21 protein-coding genes are annotated in these 22,422 nt (G+C 71.0%); 9 read left to right on the forward strand and 12 right to left on the reverse strand.

Annotated elements, in window-relative coordinates:
- Window positions 1–9 precede the first annotated feature (9 nt).
- The 8 genes from EV278_RS01635 to zapE form a co-directional block, all read right to left on the reverse strand.
- Entirely contained in the window at window positions 10–330 is a 321-nt protein-coding gene (locus EV278_RS01635; RefSeq protein ID WP_132086006.1) for a 2Fe-2S iron-sulfur cluster-binding protein, read from the reverse strand.
- Between the two features lie 31 nt (window positions 331–361).
- Complete coding sequence (locus EV278_RS01640) at window positions 362–1,582, reverse strand: FAD-dependent oxidoreductase (RefSeq protein WP_132086306.1); 1,221 nt, start codon at window positions 1,580–1,582, stop codon at window positions 362–364.
- Between the two features lie 181 nt (window positions 1,583–1,763).
- Window positions 1,764–2,546 carry a succinate dehydrogenase iron-sulfur subunit gene (locus EV278_RS01645; protein WP_132086008.1) on the reverse strand — a complete coding sequence of 261 codons (783 nt, stop codon included), beginning with the start codon at window positions 2,544–2,546 and terminating at the stop codon, window positions 1,764–1,766.
- A gap of 11 nt (window positions 2,547–2,557) precedes the next feature.
- Window positions 2,558–4,345 carry a succinate dehydrogenase flavoprotein subunit gene (gene sdhA, locus EV278_RS01650; protein ID WP_132086010.1) on the reverse strand — a complete coding sequence of 596 codons (1,788 nt, stop codon included), beginning with the start codon at window positions 4,343–4,345 and terminating at the stop codon, window positions 2,558–2,560.
- Window positions 4,345–4,752 (reverse strand): succinate dehydrogenase, hydrophobic membrane anchor protein, encoded by a 408-nt coding sequence (gene sdhD, locus EV278_RS01655; protein WP_132086012.1) that lies wholly within the window; start codon window positions 4,750–4,752, stop codon window positions 4,345–4,347. Before sdhD ends, sdhA begins: the two co-directional genes overlap by 1 nt.
- A 2-nt stretch (window positions 4,753–4,754) precedes the next feature.
- Window positions 4,755–5,162: a succinate dehydrogenase, cytochrome b556 subunit gene (gene sdhC, locus EV278_RS01660; RefSeq protein ID WP_056755993.1), complete on the reverse strand. Its 408-nt coding sequence runs from the start codon at window positions 5,160–5,162 to the stop codon at window positions 4,755–4,757.
- A gap of 117 nt (window positions 5,163–5,279) precedes the next feature.
- Window positions 5,280–5,867 (reverse strand): NUDIX domain-containing protein, encoded by a 588-nt coding sequence (locus EV278_RS01665; protein WP_132086014.1) that lies wholly within the window; start codon window positions 5,865–5,867, stop codon window positions 5,280–5,282.
- 9 nt (window positions 5,868–5,876) lie between these two features.
- Window positions 5,877–6,995 (reverse strand): cell division protein ZapE, encoded by a 1,119-nt coding sequence (zapE, locus tag EV278_RS01670; protein WP_132086016.1) that lies wholly within the window; start codon window positions 6,993–6,995, stop codon window positions 5,877–5,879.
- Window positions 6,996–7,124: 129 nt separating this feature from the next.
- On the opposite strand from zapE, the gene EV278_RS01675 reads away from it, so the two are divergent.
- Entirely contained in the window at window positions 7,125–7,316 is a 192-nt protein-coding gene (locus EV278_RS01675; protein ID WP_132086018.1) for a hypothetical protein, read from the forward strand.
- A gap of 51 nt (window positions 7,317–7,367) precedes the next feature.
- Here the strand turns inward: EV278_RS01675 and EV278_RS01680 are convergent, their stop codons facing one another.
- Entirely contained in the window at window positions 7,368–8,003 is a 636-nt protein-coding gene (locus EV278_RS01680; RefSeq protein WP_132086020.1) for a hypothetical protein, read from the reverse strand.
- Between the two features lie 102 nt (window positions 8,004–8,105).
- Between EV278_RS01680 and EV278_RS01685 the strand changes: the two genes are divergently transcribed.
- The 7 genes from EV278_RS01685 (at window position 8,106) to trxA (ending at window position 18,328) form a co-directional block, all read left to right on the forward strand.
- Window positions 8,106–8,960, forward strand: a complete 855-nt coding sequence (locus EV278_RS01685) for a 1-acyl-sn-glycerol-3-phosphate acyltransferase (RefSeq protein WP_132086022.1) — start codon at window positions 8,106–8,108, stop codon at window positions 8,958–8,960.
- Entirely contained in the window at window positions 8,957–9,412 is a 456-nt protein-coding gene (gene tsaE / locus EV278_RS01690; RefSeq protein ID WP_132086024.1) for a tRNA (adenosine(37)-N6)-threonylcarbamoyltransferase complex ATPase subunit type 1 TsaE, read from the forward strand. The genes EV278_RS01685 and tsaE overlap by 4 nt, the downstream gene beginning before the upstream one ends.
- Window positions 9,402–10,508, forward strand: a complete 1,107-nt coding sequence (amgK, locus tag EV278_RS01695; protein ID WP_132086027.1) for an N-acetylmuramate/N-acetylglucosamine kinase AmgK — start codon at window positions 9,402–9,404, stop codon at window positions 10,506–10,508. The genes tsaE and amgK overlap by 11 nt, the downstream gene beginning before the upstream one ends.
- Entirely contained in the window at window positions 10,505–11,242 is a 738-nt protein-coding gene (gene murU, locus EV278_RS01700) for an N-acetylmuramate alpha-1-phosphate uridylyltransferase MurU (protein WP_132086029.1), read from the forward strand. Before amgK ends, murU begins: the two co-directional genes overlap by 4 nt.
- A gap of 2 nt (window positions 11,243–11,244) precedes the next feature.
- A complete protein-coding gene (gene addB / locus EV278_RS01705; RefSeq protein WP_132086031.1) occupies window positions 11,245–14,244 on the forward strand; it encodes a double-strand break repair protein AddB in 3,000 nt (999 codons plus the stop codon).
- Window positions 14,245–14,374: 130 nt separating this feature from the next.
- Entirely contained in the window at window positions 14,375–17,875 is a 3,501-nt protein-coding gene (gene addA, locus EV278_RS01710) for a double-strand break repair helicase AddA (protein ID WP_132086033.1), read from the forward strand.
- Window positions 17,876–17,992: 117 nt separating this feature from the next.
- Window positions 17,993–18,328, forward strand: coding sequence for a thioredoxin (trxA, locus tag EV278_RS01715; RefSeq protein ID WP_018061274.1), 336 nt, complete (start codon window positions 17,993–17,995; stop codon window positions 18,326–18,328).
- Window positions 18,329–19,314: 986 nt separating this feature from the next.
- On the opposite strand, the gene EV278_RS01720 is transcribed toward trxA, so the two are convergent.
- The 3 genes from EV278_RS01720 to ftsY all read right to left on the reverse strand — a co-directional run bounded on the left by EV278_RS01720 (window position 19,315) and on the right by ftsY (window position 21,567).
- Window positions 19,315–19,896: a MarR family winged helix-turn-helix transcriptional regulator gene (locus tag EV278_RS01720; RefSeq protein WP_132086035.1), complete on the reverse strand. Its 582-nt coding sequence runs from the start codon at window positions 19,894–19,896 to the stop codon at window positions 19,315–19,317.
- An 87-nt stretch (window positions 19,897–19,983) separates the two neighbouring features.
- Window positions 19,984–20,622 (reverse strand): inner membrane-spanning protein YciB, encoded by a 639-nt coding sequence (locus tag EV278_RS01725; RefSeq protein WP_132086037.1) that lies wholly within the window; start codon window positions 20,620–20,622, stop codon window positions 19,984–19,986.
- A 3-nt stretch (window positions 20,623–20,625) separates the two neighbouring features.
- Window positions 20,626–21,567 (reverse strand): signal recognition particle-docking protein FtsY, encoded by a 942-nt coding sequence (gene ftsY / locus EV278_RS01730; RefSeq protein WP_132086039.1) that lies wholly within the window; start codon window positions 21,565–21,567, stop codon window positions 20,626–20,628.
- A gap of 140 nt (window positions 21,568–21,707) precedes the next feature.
- Between ftsY and EV278_RS01735 the strand changes: the two genes are divergently transcribed.
- Window positions 21,708–22,337, forward strand: coding sequence for a trimeric intracellular cation channel family protein (locus EV278_RS01735; RefSeq protein ID WP_132086041.1), 630 nt, complete (start codon window positions 21,708–21,710; stop codon window positions 22,335–22,337).
- The last annotated feature ends 85 nt before the right edge of the window (window positions 22,338–22,422 follow it).

Consider the following 22,422-nt stretch of genomic DNA (forward strand, 5'->3'; position numbering starts at 1 on the left):
GTCCGCCGCTCAGTGCTGGCTTTCCGGCAACCGCACCACCAGGCCGTCCAGGGCGTCCGACACCTTGATCTGGCACGACAGGCGCGAGTTCGGCTCGACATTCTCGGCGAAATCCAGCATCGACTCCTCCATGGCCGACTTGTCGCCGGTCTTGGACAGCCAGGCCTCGTCCACATAGACGTGGCAGGTGGCGCAGGCGCAGGCGCCGCCGCAGTCGGCGTCGATGCCGGGCACGTTGTTCTTCACCGCGCCTTCCATGACCGTCAGGCCAGGCTTGACGTCGATGACGTGGTCCGTGCCGTCGTGCTCGATATAGGTGATCTTGGCCATGGGTTCCCTGGACAGGTTTTGAACAGTCGTTCTACGCCGCGACGTCTTTCATGGAAATCGCCGGATCCATCAACCTGGCGATATCGACAGGCGTGCGCCGGGCGATCAATTGCTTGCCGGCCATGAACTCGGGCGGCGCGTTGACGGCTTCGACGGCCTGCACCAGGTCGCCCTTCAGGTGGAAGACCGCGAAGCGGGCGGCGGCTACGTCGCCGCGCACCACCTGGCGATCGGCGTCGAACGGCAGGCCGGCGATCTGCAGCTTCAGGTCGTACTGGTCGGACCAGAACCACGGGATCTCGTGCGGCGGCATCGGCCGGCCGGCGATGGCGGCGGCGGCCTGCTTGGCCTGTTCCAGGGCGTTGGGCACGCTCTCGAGGCGGAACTGGCGGTCGTAGGTCGGCAGCGGCCGGTGGGTCAGGTCGCCGATGGCGAACACGAACGGGTCGGCCGTCCGAGCCTCGAGGTCGACCACCACGCCGTTGGTGCAGTCCAGCCCGGCGTCGCGCGCCAGCTCTTCGTTGGGAATAGCCCCCACCCCCACCAGGGCGACATCGCAGGCGATCACCGAGCCATCTGACAGTCGCACCCCGGTCACGTGACCTTCAGCGCCGTCGAAGCCCGCCACCTTGGCGTCGAGCACGAAGGTGACGCCGCGGGCGCCGTGATAGTCCTGGAAGAAGGTCGACAGGGTCTCGCAGGCCACCCGGGCCAGGACGCGCGGCTCGCGCTCCAGGATCGTGGCGTGGCCGCCCAGGGCCATGGCCGAGGCCGCCGCCTCCAGGCCCACATAGCCGCCGCCGACCACCGCCAGCCGCTTGCCGGGGCCCAGGGCGCCCTTCAGGGCCTCGGCGTCGGCCGCCGTGCGCAGGGCCAGGACGCCGGCCAGGTCGGCGCCGGGGAGAGGGAGGGCGCGAGCGCGGGCGCCGGTCGCCAGGATCAGGTAGTCGTAGGGAAGCGTCTCACCCGAAGCCAGGCTGACCGTCTTGGCGCCGCGATTGATCGACACCGCCACCCCGCCCAGGCGCAGGGAGACGCCGGCCTCCTCGTACCAGCTGCTGGGCTTGAGCTGCAGGCTGTCGGCGTCGGCCTCGCCCTTCAGCCAGGCCTTGCTGAGCGGCGGGCGCTGATAGGGCAGCAGCGGCTCGTCGCCGATCAGCACGATCGGACCGGTATGGCCGTACTGGCGCAGAAAGGCCGCGGCCGAACCGCCGGCATGGCCCGCGCCGACGATGACGACGCGACTGTTCAGATCGCCAGTCCCTGCTTCACTCAACGCCGTCGTCCTCCCGTTCGAGCAAAGATGACGGCAGCGTCACCTTTTTGCAAGCCGACCGGCCTTGGGCTCGAAGACCGGAATGATCCGACGTCCACGCGATGGGTCAGCCCCGTCCCGAGCCCCTTCGAAGGACGAGGCGGTGGGGGTCGCGGTCCTAGACCACGCGCTCCACCAGCATCTTCTTGATCTCGGCGATCGCCTTGGCCGGGTTCAGGCCCTTGGGGCAGACCTGGGCGCAGTTCATGATCGTGTGGCAGCGATAGAGCTTGAACGGGTCCTCAAGGTCGTCGAGGCGGTCGCCCGTGGCTTCGTCGCGGCTGTCGATCAGCCAGCGGTAGGCGTGCAGCAGGGTGGCCGGGCCCAGGTACTTGTCGCCGTTCCACCAGTAGCTGGGGCACGAGGTCGAGCAGCAGGCGCACAGGATGCACTCGTACAGGCCGTCCAGCTTGGCGCGGTCTTCCGGCGACTGCTTCCACTCGGTCTGCGGCTCGGGCGTGACGGTGTGCAGCCAGGGCTCGATCGAGGCGTACTGAGCGTAGAACAGCGTCAGGTCCGGGATCAGGTCCTTGACCACCGGCTGGCTGGGCAGCGGGCTGATCTGCACCGCCTTGCCGGGCGTGTCGGCGTGGCCGTGGGTGCAGGCCAGGGTGTTGCGGCCGCCGATGTTCATCGCGCACGAGCCGCAAACGCCCTCGCGGCACGAGCGGCGGAAGGCCAGCGTCGGGTCGATGGTGTTCTTGATGTAGAGCAGGGCGTCCAGGACCATCGGGCCGCAGGCGTCGACATCCACCTCGTAGGTGTCCCAGCGCGGGTTGCGGCCGTCTTCCGGGTCGTAGCGGTAGATCTTGAACGACCGCGTGTTCTTGGCGCCGGCTGGGGCGGGCCAGTGCTTGCCGTTCTGGACGGTGGAGTTCTTGGGGAGGGTGAGCTGAACCATCGATCGTACCCTCAGTACACGCGCTGCTTGGGCGGGATGTAGTCGATGTCTTTCGACATGGTGTAGCTGTGCACCGGCCGGAAATCGATCTTCACCTGGCCGGTCGATTGGTCGAGCCAGGCCAGGGTGTGCTTCATCCAGTTGGCGTCGTCGCGCGTGGAGAAGTCCTCGCGGGCGTGGGCGCCACGGCTTTCAGTGCGGTTGACCGCCCCGGCCACGGTGACGACCGCCTGGCCGATCAGGTTGTCGAACTCCAGGGTCTCCATCAGGTCGGTGTTCCACACCAGCCCCCGGTCGCTGACCTTGATGTCCTTGACCTTTTCCCAGACCGCGCCCAGGCGCCTGACGCCGCTTTCCAGGCTCTCGCCGGTGCGGAACACCGCGGCGTCCTCCTGCATGGCCTTCTGCATCTCCAGGCGCAGGGCCGCCGTGGGCGTCGCGCCGTTGGCGTTGCGGAAGCGGTCGAAGCGCGCGAGGTGCGCGTCGGTCATGCTGTCCTTCAGCTCCGGCTGGGTGGCCATCGGCTTGAGGATCTCGGCGCAGCGCAGGGCCGCGGCGCGGCCGAACACCACCAGGTCGATCAGGCTGTTGGAGCCCAGGCGGTTGGCGCCGTGCACGCTGACGCAGGCCGCCTCGCCGACGGCCATCAGGCCGGGGATCACCTGGTCGGGATTGTCGCCCGACTTGGTGACGACCTCGCCGTGATAGTTCGTCGGGATGCCGCCCATATTGTAGTGGACGGTCGGCAGGACCGGGATCGGGGCCTTGGTCACGTCGACGCCGGCGAACACCTTGGCGGTCTCGGAGATGCCGGGCAGGCGCTCGTGCAGGATCTTCGGGTCCAGGTGGTCCAGGTGCAGGAAGATGTGGTCCTTGTTGGGACCCACGCCGCGGCCTTCGCGGATCTCGATGGTCATGGCCCGGCTGACCATGTCGCGCGGGGCCAGGTCCTTCACCGACGGGGCGTAGCGCTCCATGAAGCGCTCGCCTTCCGAATTGGTCAGGTAGCCGCCTTCGCCGCGGGCCCCTTCGGTGATCAGGCAGCCGGCGCCGTAGATGCCGGTGGGGTGGAACTGCACGAACTCCATGTCCTGCAGCGGCAGGCCGGCGCGCAGGGCCATGGCGTTGCCGTCGCCCGTGCAGGTGTGGGCCGAGGTGGCCGAGAAATAGGCGCGGCCGTAGCCGCCGGTGGCCAGAATGACCATCTGGGCCTGGAACCGGTGCAGGGTGCCGTCGTCCAGCTTCCAGGCGGTGACGCCGCGGCAGACGCCGTCTTCCATGATCAGGTCGAGCGCGAAGTACTCGATGAAGAACTCGGTGTCGTGGGCCAGGGACTGGCCGTACATCGTGTGCAGCATGGCGTGACCGGTGCGGTCGGCCGCCGCGCAGGTGCGCTGGATCGGGCCTTCGCCGAAGTTCTTGGTCATGCCGCCGAAGGCGCGCTGGTAGATCTTGCCGTCCACGGTGCGCGAGAACGGCACGCCCCAGTGCTCCAGCTCGTAGACCGCCGCGGGGGCGTTGCGGGTCAGGTACTCGATGGCGTCCTGGTCGCCCAGCCAGTCCGAGCCCTTGACGGTGTCGAACATGTGCCAGCGCCAGTCGTCCTGGCCCATGTTGCCCAGCGAGGCCGAGATCCCGCCCTGGGCGGCGACCGTGTGGCTGCGGGTCGGGAACACCTTGGTCACGCAGGCGGTCTTCAGCCCGGCCTGGGCGCAGCCCAGCGCGGCGCGGAGGCCCGAGCCGCCGGCGCCGACGACGACGACGTCGAACTTGTGGTCGATGAACTTGTAGGCCGACATCAGAGGGCTCCGGTGAAGGCGACCTTGAGGATCGCCACGACCCCAAGAGCGCCGCCGAGGACGCAGACGAAAAGATTGGCGAGGACCAGCACGGTCTTGGTCGTGAAGTCCGGGATGTAGTCCTCGATCACCACCTGCACCGCGCCCTTCAGGTGGATCAGGGCGACGACGATCAGCAGGCTGAGCAGGACGGTGTTGTGCGGGATAGCCACCCATTCGGCGGCGCCGTCGAAGCCCAGGCTCGCCAGGCGCAGGACCGCGAACAGGCCCCACAGGGCCAGCGGGATCAGGGCGATGCCCGACACGCGCTCGGTGACGAAGTGGCCGACGCCGTGGTGCGAGGCGCCCAGGCCGCGGGCCCGGGACATCGGCGTGCGGAAGCGGGCGGAGGAAGAAGGACCGGCCATGATCAGAGCGCTCCGGTTTGGGCGGCGATGACCCAGACGACGATCGCGCCGACCACCGCGAAGGCGATGGCCCCGGCGCCGGTCATGTCGGCGGTCTTCGGCGTGAAGCCCTTGCCGGCGTCCCAGAAGGTCTGACGCACGGTGTAGGCGATGTTGTAGAGCACGGCGACGGTCAGGCCGAACAGCACCAGCTTGCCCAGCGGCGAGCCCAGGGCGCCGGTGTAGCAGGCATAGGCGTCGGGGCCCGAGGCCAGGGCGACGGCCCAGCCGGCCAGCAGCAGGACACCGACATACAGCGCGAACACGCAGGCCCGGTGCAGGATCGAGCAGGCCATGGTGATGTGCCAGCGCCAGACTTGCAGGTGCGGCGACAGGGGGCGCTCGGGAAGGCCCCCGCGGGTGTCGGTCATGGTTGCGTCCAACCTTTGGCTTTGTGCGTTGCGGGATGCTTTTAAGCGCGACGCCGGGGGTGTCAACGCGGCCGCCCTTGTTGAGAAACGTTCTCAGGGCGTTGACCTGGAGGCCGTCTAACGGGCCTTGAACAGGTTCAGCGCCGCGTGCTGCAGCAGCATGATGGTCTTGGCGTCGCGGATGCGCCCGTCGGCGATCATGGCCAGGGCCTCGTCGAGGGGCAGTTCCAGCACCTCGATGTCCTCGCCCTCGTCCGGATGGCCGCCGCCGTCGCCGATCCGCATCCCCGCGTCGTACGGCGCGACGAAGAAGTGCAGGATCTCGGTCACCGACCCCGGACTCATGAAGGCCTGGAACACCGGCGTCACCGCGCCCAGGCGATAGCCAAGCTCCTCCTCGACCTCGGCGCGGATGCGGACCTCCGGCTCGGCGTCGTCCAGCAGGCCGGCGGCGGCCTCGATCAGCAAGTCGTCATGGCCGTTGACGAAGGCCGGATAGCGGAACTGCCGGACCAGCAGTACGGTGCGGCGGGCCAGATCGTAAGGCAGCAGCACCGCCCCGTTGCCGCGGTCGTAGACCTCGCGCGACTGGGTCTGCCAGGTCCCGTCGCGACGCTTCCAGTCGAAGGTGGTCGTCTTCAGGACATACCAGTTGTCGGAGAGCAGCCGGGTCTCGTGGACGCGGACACGGTCCTTGATGCTCATTGCACGTTCCTAATCCCGCACCCGCGCCACATAGTCGGCCGAGCGCATCTCCTGCAGGCGCGACACCGTCCGCTCGAACTCGAACGACCCGTCGCCGGCCGGGTACAGCGCCTCGGGCTCGCCATCCGCCAGGGCCACCAGCTTGGCGTCGGCCTCGTAGAGGGCGTCGACCAGGGTGTTGAACCGCCTGGCGGCGTCGCGCCGCTCGGGCGTCAGCAGCGGCACGTCCTCGAGGAACAGGGTGTGGAAGCGCTCGGCGACCGCCAGGTAGTCCTGCGGCCCCAGGGCCTGCTGGCAGAGGCTGGCGAACGAGGCGCGCAGCAGGCCGCCGGCGGCGCGGGGAAAGTGCATCTTGCGGCCCAGCACCTCCAGCTTGGCGCCGGTCTCTTCGGCCCCGTCCAGCATGTCGGCCCACAGGGCGTCGAAGGCGGCGGCGTTGGCCTTGTCGTCCGGCGCCAGCCAGGTTCGGGCGGCGCGCAGCCGGTCCAGCCGGAAGTCCACCGGCCCGCGCACGGCGACCACCTCCAGCCTGTCCTTCAGCATCTCGATGAACGGCGTGAAGAGCTGGCGGTTGAGGCCGTCCTTGTAGAGGTCGTCCGGCGGGCGGTTGGAGGTGGCCACCAGGGTCACGCCCTGGGCGAACAGCGCCTCGAACAGCCGGCCCAGGATCATCGCATCCGCGATATCGGTGACCTGCAGTTCGTCGAAGCACAGCAGGCGGGCCTCGGCGGCGATCAGGTCGGCGGTCGGGACGATCGGGTCGTCGCCCTTGTGCTGGCCGAAGCGCGCCTTGCGCTCGCCCGCATCGCCCTTGCGCCAGGCGTTGATGTGCTCGTGAACCTCCGCCATGAACACGTGGAAGTGCACGCGGCGCTTGCGGCTCACCGGGGCGCTGTCGAAGAACAGGTCCATCAGCATGGACTTGCCGCGCCCGACCGGCCCCCACAGATAGACGCCCTTCTGGCCCTTGGGCTTGCGGCCGAACAGCGAGAAGCCGGGCTCGCCGGCGTTGTCGAGATCGGCCTCCAGCCGCGACAGGGCGTCGACCGCGGCGGCCTGGGCGACGTCGGGCTTGATCTCGCCCTGGGCCAGGCGCTCTCGGTAGGCGGTGCGGACGGATGTGGGCATCGCCACGGGGGTTAGCGCGCCAGGACCGGCGGGGAAAGGCCCAACAGGCGGCGAAGGGTGGGAGCGCCGGATGAAACGTGGCTGGAGCCAACCTCGTTAGTTGCCCTGGAAATGTGAGAGGAGACCGTCATGGCCCAGCCCGAAGACCGCACGATTCCCTCGGACCTCGCCCCCGAGGGCGAGACGGCCGCGCTCTACGACGCCGCCGACAACCTGGACCTCGACGCCGGCGCCGCGCCCCGCGACGGCGGCCTCGACGATCAGCACGGAACCAAGACCCGCCAAGCTCGCAAGAACGAGATCAGCAACCGGCCGGTTTGAGCCTCCGGGGACATGCCCTTGCGGCGTGTCTCCGTCAGCACTGCCGAGCGCCTAGACGCCCAGGTCCTTGCGCACGAACCGGTACGTCTCGCGCCGCTCGCAGGCGCAGGCCTTCATCTGGCCGTCCTTGGTCCACCAGACCAGCAGCGGATAGGCGAAGTTCACGCCGTTGGCCTTGAGCAGCGGGCGCAGGTCCTCGACGGTCTTGCGGCCGGCCTCGATCACCGCGGTGCGGGCGACGTCGCCGTCGGCGGGCGCGATCCCCTTGGCCGTCCAGGCCTCGACCGGGGTGGCGTCCCACTTTTCCGACAGCGCCCAGCTGCGGTTGACCCACAGCTCGGCCACCGTGGCCCGCTCGGCCGGCGTGGACTTCGGCACGCCGTTGCGGTCGGCGCGGGCGATCTCGATCAGCCGGGTGTCGACGCCGGCCTTGTGCAGGCCCGGATATTCCTCGTGCTTGAACCGCACGCAGTCGGGGCAGGTGCGGAAGCTGACCATGTAGAGCTTCTGGCCCTTCAGCCCCGGCGACACCCAGCCGGCGGTCTCCAGGATCCTGGCGATCTCGGCCTGGTTCCTGGTGATCGTCTTGGGCCGCCAGCGCAGCTCGAGGTTCCAGTAGGTCCACGCTCCCGCCGCGACGGCGGCGATCACGACGATGGCGACGAGCCAGCGGCCAAAACGCTTCATGCAGGAAACTCCCTCTTCAAGCCCAACCTCCGATGTCGCGGCCGGTCCGTCAAATGTCGGGCCTCCCTTGGAACCGGGCGGCGGCTTCTCTAGACTCGGCGGATGACCTCGACGCAGGCCGCGATCCCGGCCGGCCCCCACATCATCGACACCCTGATCGCCGAGCGGGCCCCCAAGCTGTGCGGCTCGCGGGCCTGGCCGCTGGCGCGCGGGCCGCTGCACGCCCTGCTCAGCTACGGCAAGGCCCGCGCCCTGGCCGAGGCCGTCGCCCCGCTGGGCGGCCGCGAGGCCCTGGACTACGTGTCCGGCCTGCTGGGCCTGTCCGTCGACGTCCGAGGCCTGGACCATCTGCCCGCCAAGGGCGCGGCCGTGGTCGTCTGCAACCACCCCACCGGCGTCGCCGACGGCGTGGCGGTCTACGACGCCCTGAAGGCCCGGCGGCCCGACCTCACCTTCTACGCCAACGCCGACGCCGTGCGGGTCTGCCCGCGCCTGGGCGAGGCGCTGATCCCGGTCGAGTGGGTCGAGGCCAAGCGCACCCTGTCCCATACCCGCGGCGTGGTGGAGCGCACCCGGGCGGCGCTCAAGGCCGGCCAGGCCCTGGTGATCTTCCCCGCCGGGCGGCTGGCGACCCGGGTCGACGGCCGGCTGACCGACAAGCCCTGGCAAGCCTCGGCCGTGTCGATCGCCCGCTGGAGCGGCGCGCCGATCGTGCCGATGCACCTCAGCGGACCATGGTCGACCCTGTTCCACCTGTTCGACGGCCGCTTCCAGGAACTGCGCGACATCACCCTGTTCCACGAGATGCTCAACAAGCGCGGGCGGCGGTTCTCGCTGGTCGTCGGCCAGCCGATCGCCGCCGCGGCGCTCGACCCCGACGCCGCCATGGCTGTCGGCGCGCTCAAGCATTTCGTCGAGCGCGTGCTGCCCACCCACCCCGACGCGGTGCTGCGATGACCGAAATCTTCCTGCCCGACGAGGCGGCCACCAAGGCCCTGGGCCGCAAGCTGGCCATGGCCCTGCGGCCGGGCGACGCTGTCTGCCTGACCGGTCCGCTGGGCGCGGGCAAGTCGACCCTGGCCCGGGCCCTGGTCCGCGCCCTGACCTCGCCGGACGAGGAGGTGCCCAGCCCAACCTTCACCCTGGTGCAGTTCTATGACGGCCCCGACTTTCCGGTCGCCCATTTCGACCTCTACCGCCTGACCGACCCGGACGAGGCCTACGAGATCGGGCTGGAGGAGGCGCTGGAGGACGGCGCGGTCCTGATCGAATGGCCCCAGCGCCTGCAAGGCCGCCTGCCGACCGACCGACTCGCTATAGACATCACCCCCATGGGCGACGACGGCCAGGCGCGCCGCGCCGTGATCGTGGCCCACGGAACCTTCGAAGGACGCCCGCTTGAGCTCTGATCGCGAAACCCTCAAGACGGCCTTCCTGGCGGCCCACGGCTTCGGCGACGCCCGCCGCGAGCCGCTGGGCGGCGACGCCTCGACCCGCGCCTACGAGCGCCTGCATCGGGGCGATCAGAGCTTCATCTTCATGGACCAGCCGCCGGCCCTGGAGAGCGTGGTCTGCCCGCCCGGCGCCAGCGACTCCGAGCGCCTGGCCCTGGGCTACAACGCCGCCGCTCGCCTGGCCGCCGGCTCGGTCGCCGCCTTCGTGGCCACCGCCGCCTATCTGCGCGGGCGCGGCCTGTCGGCCCCAGCCATCCTGGCCCACGACGTCGAGGCCGGGCTGGCCGTGCTGGAGGACCTGGGCGACGGCCTCTACGCCACCCTGATCGCCGACGGCCAGGACGAGGTCCCGCTGTACGAGACCGCCGTCGACGTCCAGGTCGCCCTGCACGCCGAGACCCCGCCGGACGTGCTGACGGCGCCCCAAGACAAGACTGGCGGCGGCGTGGCCTGGCCGTTGCTGACCTATGACGCCCTGGCCCTGAAGATCGGCACGGACACCTTCCTGGAGTGGTGGCCGAAGTTCTCCGGCCTGCCCGCCTTCGGTCCCGAGGCCGTCGCCGGGTGGGACGCCCTGTGGGCCCCGGTCTGGGTGCGCGGCGAGGCCGGCGCCTCGGTCTTCACCCATCGCGACTATCACGCCCAGAACCTGCTGTGGCTGCCCGACCGCCAGGGCGTGGCCCGGGTCGGGCTGCTGGATTTCCAGGACGCCCTGCGCGCCCATCCGGCCTGGGACCTGACCCACCTGCTGCAGGACGCCCGCCGCGACGTCTCGCCCGAACTGGAACAGGCCATGCTCGACCGCTATCTGGCCGCCCGGCCGGGCGTCGACCGGTCGGCGTTCATCGCCGACTACCGGGCCCTGGCCGCCTCCAACGCCGCCCGGATCCTCGGCCGGGTGTTCGCTCGCCAGGCCTTGCTGGGACGCCCGCAGTACGAGGCCTACATGCCGCGCACCTGGCGCTATCTGGAGCGCAACCTGGCCGACCCGGCGATGGCGGGATTGAAGGACTGGTTCGACGCCCACGTGCCCTCGGAGTTCCGCCGATGAGCGCTCCGCCTCACGCTCCCAAGATCGCCATGGTGCTCGCCGCGGGCCTGGGCACCCGGATGCGGCCCCTGACCGACGACCGGCCCAAGGCCCTGGTCGAGGTCGGCGGCAAGGCGCTGATCGACCACATGCTGGACCGCCTGGCCGCCGCCGGGGTCGAGACCGCCGTGGTCAATGTCCACTATTTCGCCGACCGGCTGGAAGCGCATCTCCTCCGCCGCGCCGAGACCCACCCGCTGCCGCACATCGTTATCTCCGACGAGCGGCCCCAGGCTCTGGAGACCGGCGGCGGCGTCAAGCACGCCCTGCCGCTGCTGGGCGACGACCCGATCTGGGTGGCCAATATCGACTCCGTCTGGATCGAGGACGCCTCGGCCCTCGCGGCCGTGGCCCGCGCCTGGGCCCCGGCGACCATGGACGTCTGCCTGATGCTGGCCTCGACCCCGGGCTCGCTGGGCTTCCACGACAGCGGCGACGTGTTCCTGGCCGAGGATGGCGTCGTGCGGTTCAAGGCCGCGGGCGAGATCGCGCCCCTGGTCTATGTCGGCGTGCACATCTGCAAGCCGCAGGTGGTGGCCGACGGGCCGGACGGGCCGTTCTCGCTGACGCCGATCTGGAAGGCCTTGGCCATGGAGGGCCGAGTGCACGGCGTCGCGCCCGAAGGGGTGTGGATGCATGTCGGCGATCCGGACGCCCGCGACATCGCCGAAGCCCGGCTGGCCGGAAGCGCCTGACGATGGCCGGCCCCTTCGAGCATCCGGGGCCGCGCTGGTTCTCGATCCCCGCCCACCGGCCCTTCGTCGAGGATCTGGCGCGCGGGCTGCTGCAGGCGCTGGCGCCGTTGGGGCCCGAGGCCCTGCCCGCCGCCACCGTCCTGACCCCCACCCGCCGCGGGGCCCGCGCCCTGGCCGACGCCTTCGTGTCCGTCTCGGAAGGCATTGGAGGGGGCGTCAAGGCCCTGCTGCTGCCGCAGATCCGGCCGCTCGGCGACCTGGACGAGGGCGAGCCGCCGTTCGAGCCGGGCGAGCTGAGCCTTACCCTGCCGCCCGCCGTCTCCTCGCGCCGCCGCCGGTTCGAGCTGGCCCGGCTGGTGGCCGACCACGCCCACCTGCTGTCGTTCCAGCCGCAGGCGAGCCAGGCGCTGGAGATGGCCAAGGCCCTGGCCGAGTTCCTCGACAGCTGCCAGATCGAGGAGGTGGTCACCGACGACGGCCGGCTGGACGGCCTGGCCGAGGGGGATCTGGCCCAGCACTGGCAGGTCTCGGCCCGGTTCCTGAAGGCGGTGCTGACCGCCTGGCCCCGGCGGCTGGACGAGATGGGACTGATCGACGTCAGCGACCGGCGGGTGCGGCTGCTCAACGCCCTGGCGGACCAGTGGGAGGCCCATCCGCCGCCGGGCGTGCTGGTCGCCGCCGGCTCGACCGGCACGGCGCCGGCCACCGCCCGCCTGCTGCGGGTGATCGCCGGCCTGCCGCAGGGCGCGGTCGTGCTGCCCGGCCTCGACGACGGCCTGGCCGACGACGCCTGGGACAAGATCGACGGCCTGGCGGGCGAACAGCACCCGCAGGGGGCGATGAAGCGGCTGCTGGTCGGGGCGGGCGTGACCCGCGCCGATGTCCGTCCCTGGTGGCCCGAGGCCGACAGCCGGGGCCGCTGGCGTCGCCGCCTGATCAACGAGGCCCTGCGTCCCGCCGAGGCCACGGCCGACTGGCTGGCCCAGATCGACCGCCTGCGGGCCGAGGCCCCGGGGCTGGACCCGATCGAGGAGGGTTTGAAGGGCCTGTCCCTGGTCAGCGCCCGCACCGAGGAGGAGGCGGCGGTCGCCTGCGCGCTGCTCTTGCGCGAAGCGCTAGAGGATCAGGGGCGGACCGCCGCCCTGGTCACCCCCGACCAGGAGCTGGCCCGGCGGGTCAACGCCCGGCTGATGCGCTGGGGCGTGGTCCCCGACAGCTCGGCCGGCGCGCCCCTGGCCGCCAGCCCCGCGGCGATCCTGGCCCAGCATGTCGCGGGCCTAGCGGTGGATCCGCTGGACCCGGTCCGCCTTCTGGCCGTGGCCAAGCACCCGCTGCTGGAGGCCGACGCCCAGGCGGCCCGCGACCTGGAGCTGAGGGGCCTGCGCGGTCCAGCCCCGCGCGACGCCGCCCTGCTGCTGGAGCGGCTTGAAGGACGCCCGGACGCCAAGACCCTGGTCGAGCGTGTGCTGGCCGCCGCTCATCGCGTCGCCATGCCGTATGTGGTCGATCCCAAGGCGGGCGCGCCGGCCGCCGCCGCCCGCGCCCTGGTCGAGGCGCTGGAGGCCCTGGCCGATCCGGCCCACCTGTGGGCCGGTTCGGCCGGCGAGGGCCTGGCCGGCCTGCTGTCGTCGCTGATCACCGACGGCGTCGCCTTGCCGTCAGCCTCGGCCCAGGGCTTCGCCGACCTGCTGGACCGCCTGGTCAACGAGGAGACCCTGCGCACCGGCGGCGCCACCCATCCTCGCCTGCGGATTTTCGGGGCCATCGAGGCGCGGATGGTGCGGGCCGACCGGCTGATCCTGGCCGGGCTGGAGGAGGGGATCTGGCCGCGCGGCGCGCCGATCGACCCGTTCCTGTCGCGCCCGATGCGGACCCGGCTGGGCCTGCCGCCGCCCGAGCGCCGCATCGGCCTGACCGCCCACGACTTCGCCCAGGCCGCCTGCGCCCCTGACGTGGTGCTGGTCCACAGCGAGCGGCGCGGCGGGGCTCCCGCCGTCGAAAGCCGCTGGCTGTGGCGGCTGAAGACCCTGGCGCGCGGGGCCGGCCTGCGCCTGACCGAGCGCCCGGACGTGCTGGCCTGGGCTCGCGACCTCGACGCCCCCGGCCCCTACGCGCCGATCAAGCGCCCCGCCCCGACCCCGCCGGTCGCCGACCGGCCGCGCCGGATGGCCGTGACCCGGGTCGAGGCCCTGACCCGCGACCCCTACGCCGTCTGGGCCCGCGACATCCTCAAGCTCTATCCGCTGGACCGTCCCGACGAGCCGGTCGAGGCCCGGGCGCGCGGCACGGCGATCCACGCGGCGTTCGAGACCTTCGCCCTGAAGCATCCCGGCCCCGTGCCGGCCAACGCCGCCGAGATCTTCGCGGGCCTCTATCTGGACGAGCTGGAAAAGGCCGGCATGCCCGCCGCCGCCCTGGCTCGCGAGCGCGCCCTGGCCCGCGAGGCGGCGCTGTGGGTCGCCGAACTGGAGACGCGGCGCCGCGCCAACGCCGAGCGGATCGTGGTCGAGGCCGCCGGCGCGCTGACCTTCGACATCGGTGGCCGGCCCTTCACGGTGACCGCCAAGGCCGACCGCATCGAGCCGACCGCGGACGGCCTGGCCCACATCCTCGACTACAAGACCGGCGCCGCGCCGTCGAAGAAGCAGGTGGAGACCGGCTTCTCGCCCCAGCTGACCCTGACCGCCGCCATCCTGCGCGAGGGCGGCTTTCCCGACATCGGTCCGCGCGAGCCCGGCGACCTGACCTATCTGCGGGTCACGGGCCGCAAGCCGGCGGGCGTCGAGGAGGTGCGCGCCACCGCGGGGGCCGAGGCCAGCGAGGCGGCGGTCAAGGCGCTGAACGGCCTGCGGGCGCTGATCGAGCGCTACGACAATCCCCGCCAGCCCTACCTGTCGCGCGTGGCGCCGCAGTTCGTGCACGACCACGCCGGCGACTACGGCCACCTGGCTCGGGTGTTCGAATGGTCGACCAGCGGCGACGACGGGGAGGGGGCGGAGTGAGCCTGCAGACCCAGATCCTCCCCCCCTGGGGGAGGTGGCCCGAAGGGCCGGAGGGGGTTTCACCCGCCGGCTCTGCAAGACCCCCTCCGTCGCTTCGCGACACCTCCCCCACAGGGGGAGGAGCTTTCTGATGTCCGACGCCCTGACCACAATCATCGACCCCCAGCGCATCGCCGCGGATCCGGCCATCTCGGCCTTCGTCACGGCCAACGCCGGCTCGGGCAAGACCAAGACCCTGATCGACCGGGTCGCGCGCCTGCTGCTGGCCGGGGCCGAGCCCGAGGCGATCCTGTGCGTCACCTACACCAAGGCCGCCGCCGCCGAGATGCAGCGGCGGCTGTTCGAGCGGCTGGGCGAATGGTGCATCACCCCCGACGTCAAGCTGCGCGAGCAGCTGGGCGCGCTGGAGGGCCGCGATCCGGCGGGCTTCGATCCCCGCGCGCTGTCCAAGGCCCGGGGCCTGTTCGCCAAGGCGCTGGAAACGCCCGGCGGCCTGAAGATCCAGACCATCCACGCCTTCTGCGAGAAGCTGCTGCGGCGCTTTCCGCTGGAGGCCGGGGTGTCGCCCGGCTTCCAGGTGATGGACGACAGCGCCTCGGCGGCCATCGCCCAGGGCGCCTTGCGGCAGGTGGCGGCCTATGTCACCGACCACGACGACGCCTTCGCGGAGGCCTATGCCCGGTTCTCGGTGGCCCTGGACTTCGCCAGCTTTGAGGCGATGTTCGCGACGTTCGAGGCCCAGCGCGGCGCGATCGGCGAATATCTGGACCGGGCCGGCGGCCTGCAGGGCGCGGTCGAGGATGTCTGGACCGTCTGCGGCTTCCACGACGGCCCCCGCAGCGTCGAGGCCGTCACGGCCGAAGCCATGGCCGAGCTGGACCGCGACCTGTGGCGCGCGGTGGCCGACGTGCTGCTGAACGGGACCAAGACCGACGTCAAGTGCGCCGGCCAGATGCTGGCGGTGGCGGCCGATCCCGACGCCGATCTCGACCAGGCCCTGGCGGCGCTGTTTACCGAGAAGGGCGGCGGCACGCCCATGACCTGGCCGGCCAAGACGTCCGGCCTGAAGGCCCGCGAGGACCTGCGCGCCCGGCTGCTGGCCGAGCAGGAGCGCCTGGAGGCGGCCCGCGAATGGCTGCGCGCCGCCCGGGTGGCCGAGGACAGCGCCGACGCCCTGCGCCTGGCCGCCCTCTACGTCACCTCGCACCAGATCGAGAAGGACACGCGCGGGGCCTTGGACTTCGCCGACCTGATCGACCGCACCCGGGTGCTGCTGACCGAAAAGGTCGACGCGGCCTGGGTGCTGTACAAGCTGGACGGGGGCATCGACCATATCCTGCTGGACGAGGCCCAGGACACCGCGCCCGAGCAGTGGGCCATCCTGCGGGCCCTGACCTCGGACTTTTTCGCGGGCGAAAGCGCCGTCCGCTGGCGCGCCCAGCATCCGGGCCCAAATGGCGGCGAAGACGCCCGCACGCTGTTCGTGGTCGGCGACGAGAAGCAGTCGATCTATTCGTTCCAGGGCGCCGACCCTCAGCGCCTTCTCGCCGAGACCCAAGGCTATATCGCCCAGATCACCGCCGCCGACCGGGTGGGCAAGGCCGTACCCCTGACCATGTCGTATCGCTCGACGGTCGAGGTCCTGAGCTTCGTCGACGCCCTGTTCTCGGCGCCGGAGACCCGCTCGGGCGTGCCGGCGCCGGCCGGTGAGGACGTGGTCCGCCACCAGCCGTTCCGCATCGACCACAAGGGCTGCGTCGACCTGTGGCCGCTGGAGCGCGAGCTGCCCGGCGCGGAGCGCGAGGCCTGGGACGCGCCGCTGGACGCCGAGACCGAGCAGGGCACCAACCGCCGCCTGGCCGAGAAGATCGCCGCCGAGATCCAGGCCCTGATCGCTCGCGGCGACGCGGTGTTCGACAAGGAGACGCGAGCGTGGCGGCCCGCCCATGCCGGCGACGTCCTGGTGCTGGTGCGCCGGCGCAAGGCGCTGTTCGAGGAGATCCTGCGGGCCCTGAAACGGCGTGGCGTGCCCGTGGCCGGGGCCGACCGCCTCTCCCTGTCGGCCCATATCGTGTTCGACGACCTGCTGGCCCTGGGGCGGTTCTGCCTGTTCCCCGACGACGACCTGACCCTTGCGGCCCTGCTCAAGAGCCCGTTCTGCGGCTTGTCGGACGAGGACCTCTACGCCCTGGCCAAGGGCCGGCCGGCCACCCTGTGGCAAGCGGTCAACGACCGCGCCGGCGAGCAGCCCCGCTGGACCGCCGTCCGCGACCTGCTGCGTTGGGCCCTGGCCGAAAGCCGCCGCCGGCAGCCGTTCGAGTTCTACGCCCTGCTGCTGGGCCGGGTGGACGACACCGCCCGCTCCAACCGCGCCAAGGTGCTGACCCGCCTGGGCGAGGAGGCCGCCGAGGCCCTGGACGAGTTCCTGGCCCAGATCCTGGCCGCCGAGCAGCGCGGGGTGCGCGACCTGGAAGCCCTGGTCGCCGACTTCGCCAGCCTGGACATCGTCGTCAAGCGCGAGATGGAAGGGGCGCGCCACGAGGTGCGGGTGATGACCGCCCACGGCTCCAAGGGGCTGGAGGCGCCGATCGTCTTCCTGCCCGAGACGACGATGAAGGGCGCGGCGCGCGGCTCGCCGCTGATGCGCACGGAGGCCGGCGGCTTCCTGTGGTGCGCCAGCAAGGCCAATGATTGCGAGGCCAGCGCCGCCGCCCGCGAGCGGCGCGAGAAGAAGGACGCCGAGGAGGCCCTGCGGCTCTACTACGTGGCCCTGACCCGGGCGCGGGACCGGCTGATCCTGTGCGGCCGGATCGACGCCCGGACCAAGGACGAGAACGTCGGCGGCTGGTACGCCGCCGCCCAGGCCGCCTTCGACCATCCCGATGTCGAGCCCGGCGTGCGCGAGATTTCCGATGACGGCCGCCGGCGCTTCGGCCCCGACCCGATGCGGGCCGAGACCCTGGCTCCGCGCGCCGCGCCGGTCCTGGTCCCCACGCCCGCCTGGACCTTGGCCCCGGCCGCGCCCGAAACCCCCGCCGCCCGCTACGCCGCTCCCTCGACCCTGGAGGACGAGATCCGGGGCAGCGCGCCCTCGCCCCTGGCGGTGGTGGCCGGCCTGGGCCGCTACCGGCGCGGCGAGATCATCCACCGGCTGCTGCAGCTGCTGCCCGACCTGGAGCCGTCGGCGCGCCGGGCGGCCGCCGGTCGCCTGCTGGCCGCCGAGCGCGACCTGACCGACGACCAGCGCGAGGAGATGGCCGCCGCCGCCTTCGGGGTGCTGGAGGACGCGCGGTTCGCGGCGGTGTTCGGCCCCGGCTCGCGGCCCGAGGTCTCGGTGGCCGGGGGCGCGGCGACCCTGCCGGCCGAGCTGCGGATCGCCGGTCGTGTCGACCGGCTGGTGGTCACGGAGGGTCGCGTCCTGGTGGTCGACTACAAGACCAACCGCCCCTCGCCCGACCGCATCGAGCAGGCCGATCCGGCCTATCTGTCGCAGATGGCGGTCTACGCCGCCGTTCTGGCCGAGGTGTTTCCCGACCGCCCGATCGAGGCCGCGATCGTCTGGACGGACGGTCCCAAACTCATGGCGGTTCCAGAAAAGGTGATGGCCGCCGCCCTGGCCCGGCTGTTCTAGATCATTGCCGAGGGCGACGCGGGTCCCTAAATCTTGACGCAAGACGGGGCGCGAATCCCCCGCCACGACAGTTTTCTAGCGCGCCTTCGAACATCCGGGCGCAGATGGAGCCAGACGATGAGCACCGTGACGGTGACCGACGAGTCCTTCGAAAAGGACGTCCTGCAGGCCGACAAGCCGGTCCTGGTCGACTTCTGGGCCGAGTGGTGCGGCCCGTGCAAGCAGATCGCCCCTGCCCTGGAGCAGATCTCCGAGGAGCTGGCCGACCACGTCACCGTGGCCAAGGTCAATATCGAGGACAGCCCCACCACCCCCTCGCGCTACGGCGTGCGCGGCATCCCGACCATGATGCTGTTCCGCGGCGGCCAGATGGCCTCGATGAAGGTCGGCGCCATGCCCAAGGCCAAGATCCTGGAATGGCTGAACGAAGCCGGCGTCCACCAGCCGGCCTAGGCTTGTTTTTGAGCTTCCACCGCCCGCCTCGCCCCAGCGAAGCGGGCGGTTCGCGTTTGGGGACGCGTACTCACGGCAGGGCGTCGGACGGGGTGCAGGGCGCTCCGCGTGAGTTCGTGTCCCCTCCTTGATCCGCTGAGTCCGGCCTTGGACCCGCTGTCCAGGACGAACGATCCAGCGTCGCGGACAACGTGGGGGACACGCACTCACACGAGGCGCTGGGGATCATCGGCTTCGGCCTTGCCGTGAGTGCGCGTCCCCGGCGTTTATCCTCGGGCTATCGGGAACGAACCCTAGCGATTTCAACGCCCTGAACTTTCTCGACCCCAATCCATCCTCACCCTCCCGAACCGCCCTTATCCTGATCTCACCCCGTCGCGGGGAAAGGGCGCATGGCCAGCGACCGATGCGGCGGCGGGGGGCGATCGAGCGGGGTCCTTTCCGGCTTTGCTGGAGAGAGACTTAAACAGAGGGCGAGGGACGTAAGCTCGCCCATCGGGATCTTCATGCTGGGAAGGTTCCGCCCGTCGTGGGGTTCGCTCCGGTGCTCGTTGGCTCACTCCCGCCTCTGATCATCATGCGGTGCACAGATCCTTGGGGAGATACCGGGTGGGGTGAAGGGCGGAAAAGGCCCGCGCGCCCCGGCCTTGCGGATAACGGTCGCGCGGAGCGCTCGGCTTCGTCGAAACGGTAACTTGTTCAAACAACTCCGGACGATGTCCGGGCGCTCCGCGACCCTTTCCATCCACTCAGCGGCGAGCCGCGTGAGGTCGAGAGATCGTGCCGGTGACTACTTGCCCCCACCTGACCGCTTCGCGGTCTGTCCGCCCCCATAGGGGGCGGAGCCGCTCGCACCAGAAGGCTCTTCCCCCTTTGGGGGAAGACGACCGCGAAGCGGTCCGTAGGGGGCAAGTGATCGGCAGATGGCCGGACAATCGACGATCCCAAAACTCTCCCCACGGGAAGGGGCGGAGCCGTCGCGGAGGTCAGGCCGCCTTCTTGGCGGCCTTTTCCTTCTTGGGCTTCTTGTCCTTCTTGCCGTGGCCGGCCTTCTCGGCCTTGGGCGACTTGAGCTTCTTGGTCTTGGCCTCGGGCTCGGCGTGGACGTCGGACACGGCCATGTCGGCCAGCAGCTCCAGGAAGCCCTCGCGCTTGCTGGGCTTGAGCAGGGCCAGGATGCGGGCGTCGGCCATGGCCACCTTGGGGCGGCTGTCCTCCAGCACGGCGGCGCCGGCCGGGGTCAGGCTGACCGTGTTGGCGCGGGCGTCCTGGTCGGAGCGCTGGCGCTCCAGATGACCCTTGGTGATCATCCGGGCGACCATGTCGGCCAGGGTGGAGCGGTCGATGCCGGTGGCGCGGACCAGGCCCGTCTGGGTGACGCCCTCGTTCTCGGCGACGGCCGCCAGGACGGCGTACTGGCGCTGGGTGATCCCGCCGGCGCCGCTCTCCTCGGCGTAGATGTCGAGGGCCAGCTGCAGGACCCGGTGCAGGAGGTGACTGGGCGACCGGGCCAGGGCCCCGCCGTGTTCCGCCTTGTCGCCCTTCGTATCGCCCTTGGTCTTGGCCATGGTCCGCCGTCCCTCTTTTCCGCCGACGGACCTTTCAGTACCACGCTTAGACGTCGTTTTGACGACAGATGGTCCGTGGGCGGCGGGTTATCCGGCCCCCGATTCCGCGCCGGGCTCCTCGGGCGTCTTGGCCTGATCCTCGTCGTGCATGTGCTTCATCATGAACGGCACCTGGGTCAGGGAGAACAGGATCATCAGGACGGCCAGGCCCGGGAACTTGAACCACACCCACACCGCGTCGGACTGGGTCCGCCAGACCGCCTCGTTGACCCCGGCCAGGACCAGGAAACAGGCGCCGTAGCGGATCGTCAGCGTCCGCCAGGCGGCGTCGGACAGATGCATCGCCTCGCCCAGCAGCACCTTCAGGGGGTTCCTGCGCAGCGCCACGCCGCCGAACAGGAAGGCGGCGTAGGCGACATTGAGCACCGTGGGCTTGATCTTCAGCAGCCGCGGGTCGTGGAAGATCAGGGCCAGGCCGCCGAACACCAGGGCGCCCAGGCCGGCGATCAGCGGCATCGGCGCCAGCCGGCGTTCGACCGCGAAGCCGAACGCCAGGGCGACCGCCGAGGCGGCCACCAGCACCCAGGTCGCGGTCGTGATGTTGCGGGTGATCAGGAAGCTGACCAGGAAGGCCAGCAGGGGGCCGTAGTCGACCGCGTGGCGGATCCAGGCGGACCGCTTGGCGGCGGCGTTCGGGGTGGGGGGCGGCGTTTCGGGCGTGCTCATCGCCTAGTCCTCCAGCCCGACCAGCGAGCGGGAGAAGGCCCGGGCGTCGAACGGCTGGAGGTCGTCCACCCCCTCGCCGACGCCGATCAGCTTGATCGGGCTGTCGGAGGCGCGGGCCACCGGCACCAGCACCCCGCCGCGCGCGGTGCCGTCCAGCTTGGTCATCACGATGCCCGACACGCCCACCTGGTTGCCGAAGATCTTCTCCTGGGCCAGGGCGTTGCGGCCGACCGTGGCGTCCAGCACCAGCAAGGTCTCGTGCGGCGCGTCGGGATCGACCTTCTTGACCACCCGGATGACCTTCAGCAGCTCGTCCATCAGGCCCTGCTTGTTCTGCAGCCGGCCGGCCGTGTCGATCAGCACCACGTCGTGGCCCTCGGCCTTGGCGCGCTCGACGGCCTCGTAGGCCAGGGCGGCGGCGTCGGCGCCGGGCGGCCTGGACATGAAGTCGGCCCCGGCCCGATCGGCCCAGACCTTCAGCTGCTCGACGGCGGCGGCGCGGAAGGTGTCGCCGGCGGCGATCAGCACCTTGGCCTTCTTGCCCGCCAGGTCCGAAGCGATCTTGCCCAGGGTGGTGGTCTTGCCCGAGCCGTTGACCCCGATGAACAGCACCACATAGGGCCTGGGCCCCGACAGCGGGTCGAACACGCCCTCGCGGTCGGCCAGCTCGGCGGCGACCAGCTCGGCCAGGGCTTCCTTGACCTCGGTCTCGGTCGACGACTTGCCGAACCGGGCCTTGCCGAAGGCGTCGGTGATGCGAGCGGCGATCTGCGGGCCCAGGTCGGCCTCGATCAGCATCTCCTCCAGCTGGTCCAGCTGCTCCTGGTCCAGCGGCTTCTTGGTGAAGGCGCTCGTGACCTGCTCGGTCATCTGCTGCGACGACCGGGCCAGGCCGGACGTCAGGCGCTGGAACCAGCCTTTTTTCTGCTCGGGCTTTTCGCTCATGGCGTTCCTTTAGAGCGTGACGGGCGAAAGTGTGAGCGGTTTCGACGCGCGCCACGCTCTCCGGCAAGAGATAGGGCGCCTCTTGCCGGATCGAAGCATCGGAGAAGACAGGCTCTAGCGGGGCGTGGCATGAAACGCCGATGGACGCGCTTTCGACCACGCTCTTCTGGCTGGACTACGCCGCCGTCGCCGTGTTCGGGGCGACCGGGGCGCTGGCGGCCGCCCGCCGCAGGCACGACATCATCACCTTCGGCTTCTTCGCGGCCATCACCGGCGTGGGGGGCGGCACCCTGCGCGACCTGCTGATCGGCGCGCCGGTGTTCTGGGTCCAGCGGCCGGGCTATGTGATGGTCTGCCTGGTCGCGGCGACGGCCGTGTGGCTGCTGGGCAAGCGCGGCTGGCGCTTCCGGGCCCTGCTGTGGCTGGACGCCCTGGGCATGGCCGCCTACGCCGTGGTCGGCACGGCCAAGGCCCTGAGCCTGGGCGTCCACCCGTTCACCGCCGTGGTCATGGGCGTGCTGACCACCGCGTTCGGCGGGGTGATCCGCGACGTGCTGGCCGAGGAGCCGAACCTGCTGCTGCGCCGCGAGATCTACATCACCGCCGCCCTGCTGGGCGCGGCGGTGTTCGCGGGCCTGACCCTGCTGCACGTCGACTTCTGGCCGGCCGGGATCGCCGGGTTCTGCGCGGCCTTCGGCCTGCGGGCCTGCGCCATCCGGTTCGGCTGGAGCCTGCCGGGGTTCGCGGGCGGCGAGGAGGAGGCGAAGTGATCAGCCTAGAACAAGAATGATCGAACCACGCACGCAGAGATATCCTGTTGATAAGCCTCCGCGATAGACGAGGTTCCCTTTATGT

The sequence above is a fragment of the Caulobacter sp. BK020 genome, from assembly GCF_004342605.1.
In the GTDB taxonomy this organism is placed as follows: domain Bacteria; phylum Pseudomonadota; class Alphaproteobacteria; order Caulobacterales; family Caulobacteraceae; genus Caulobacter.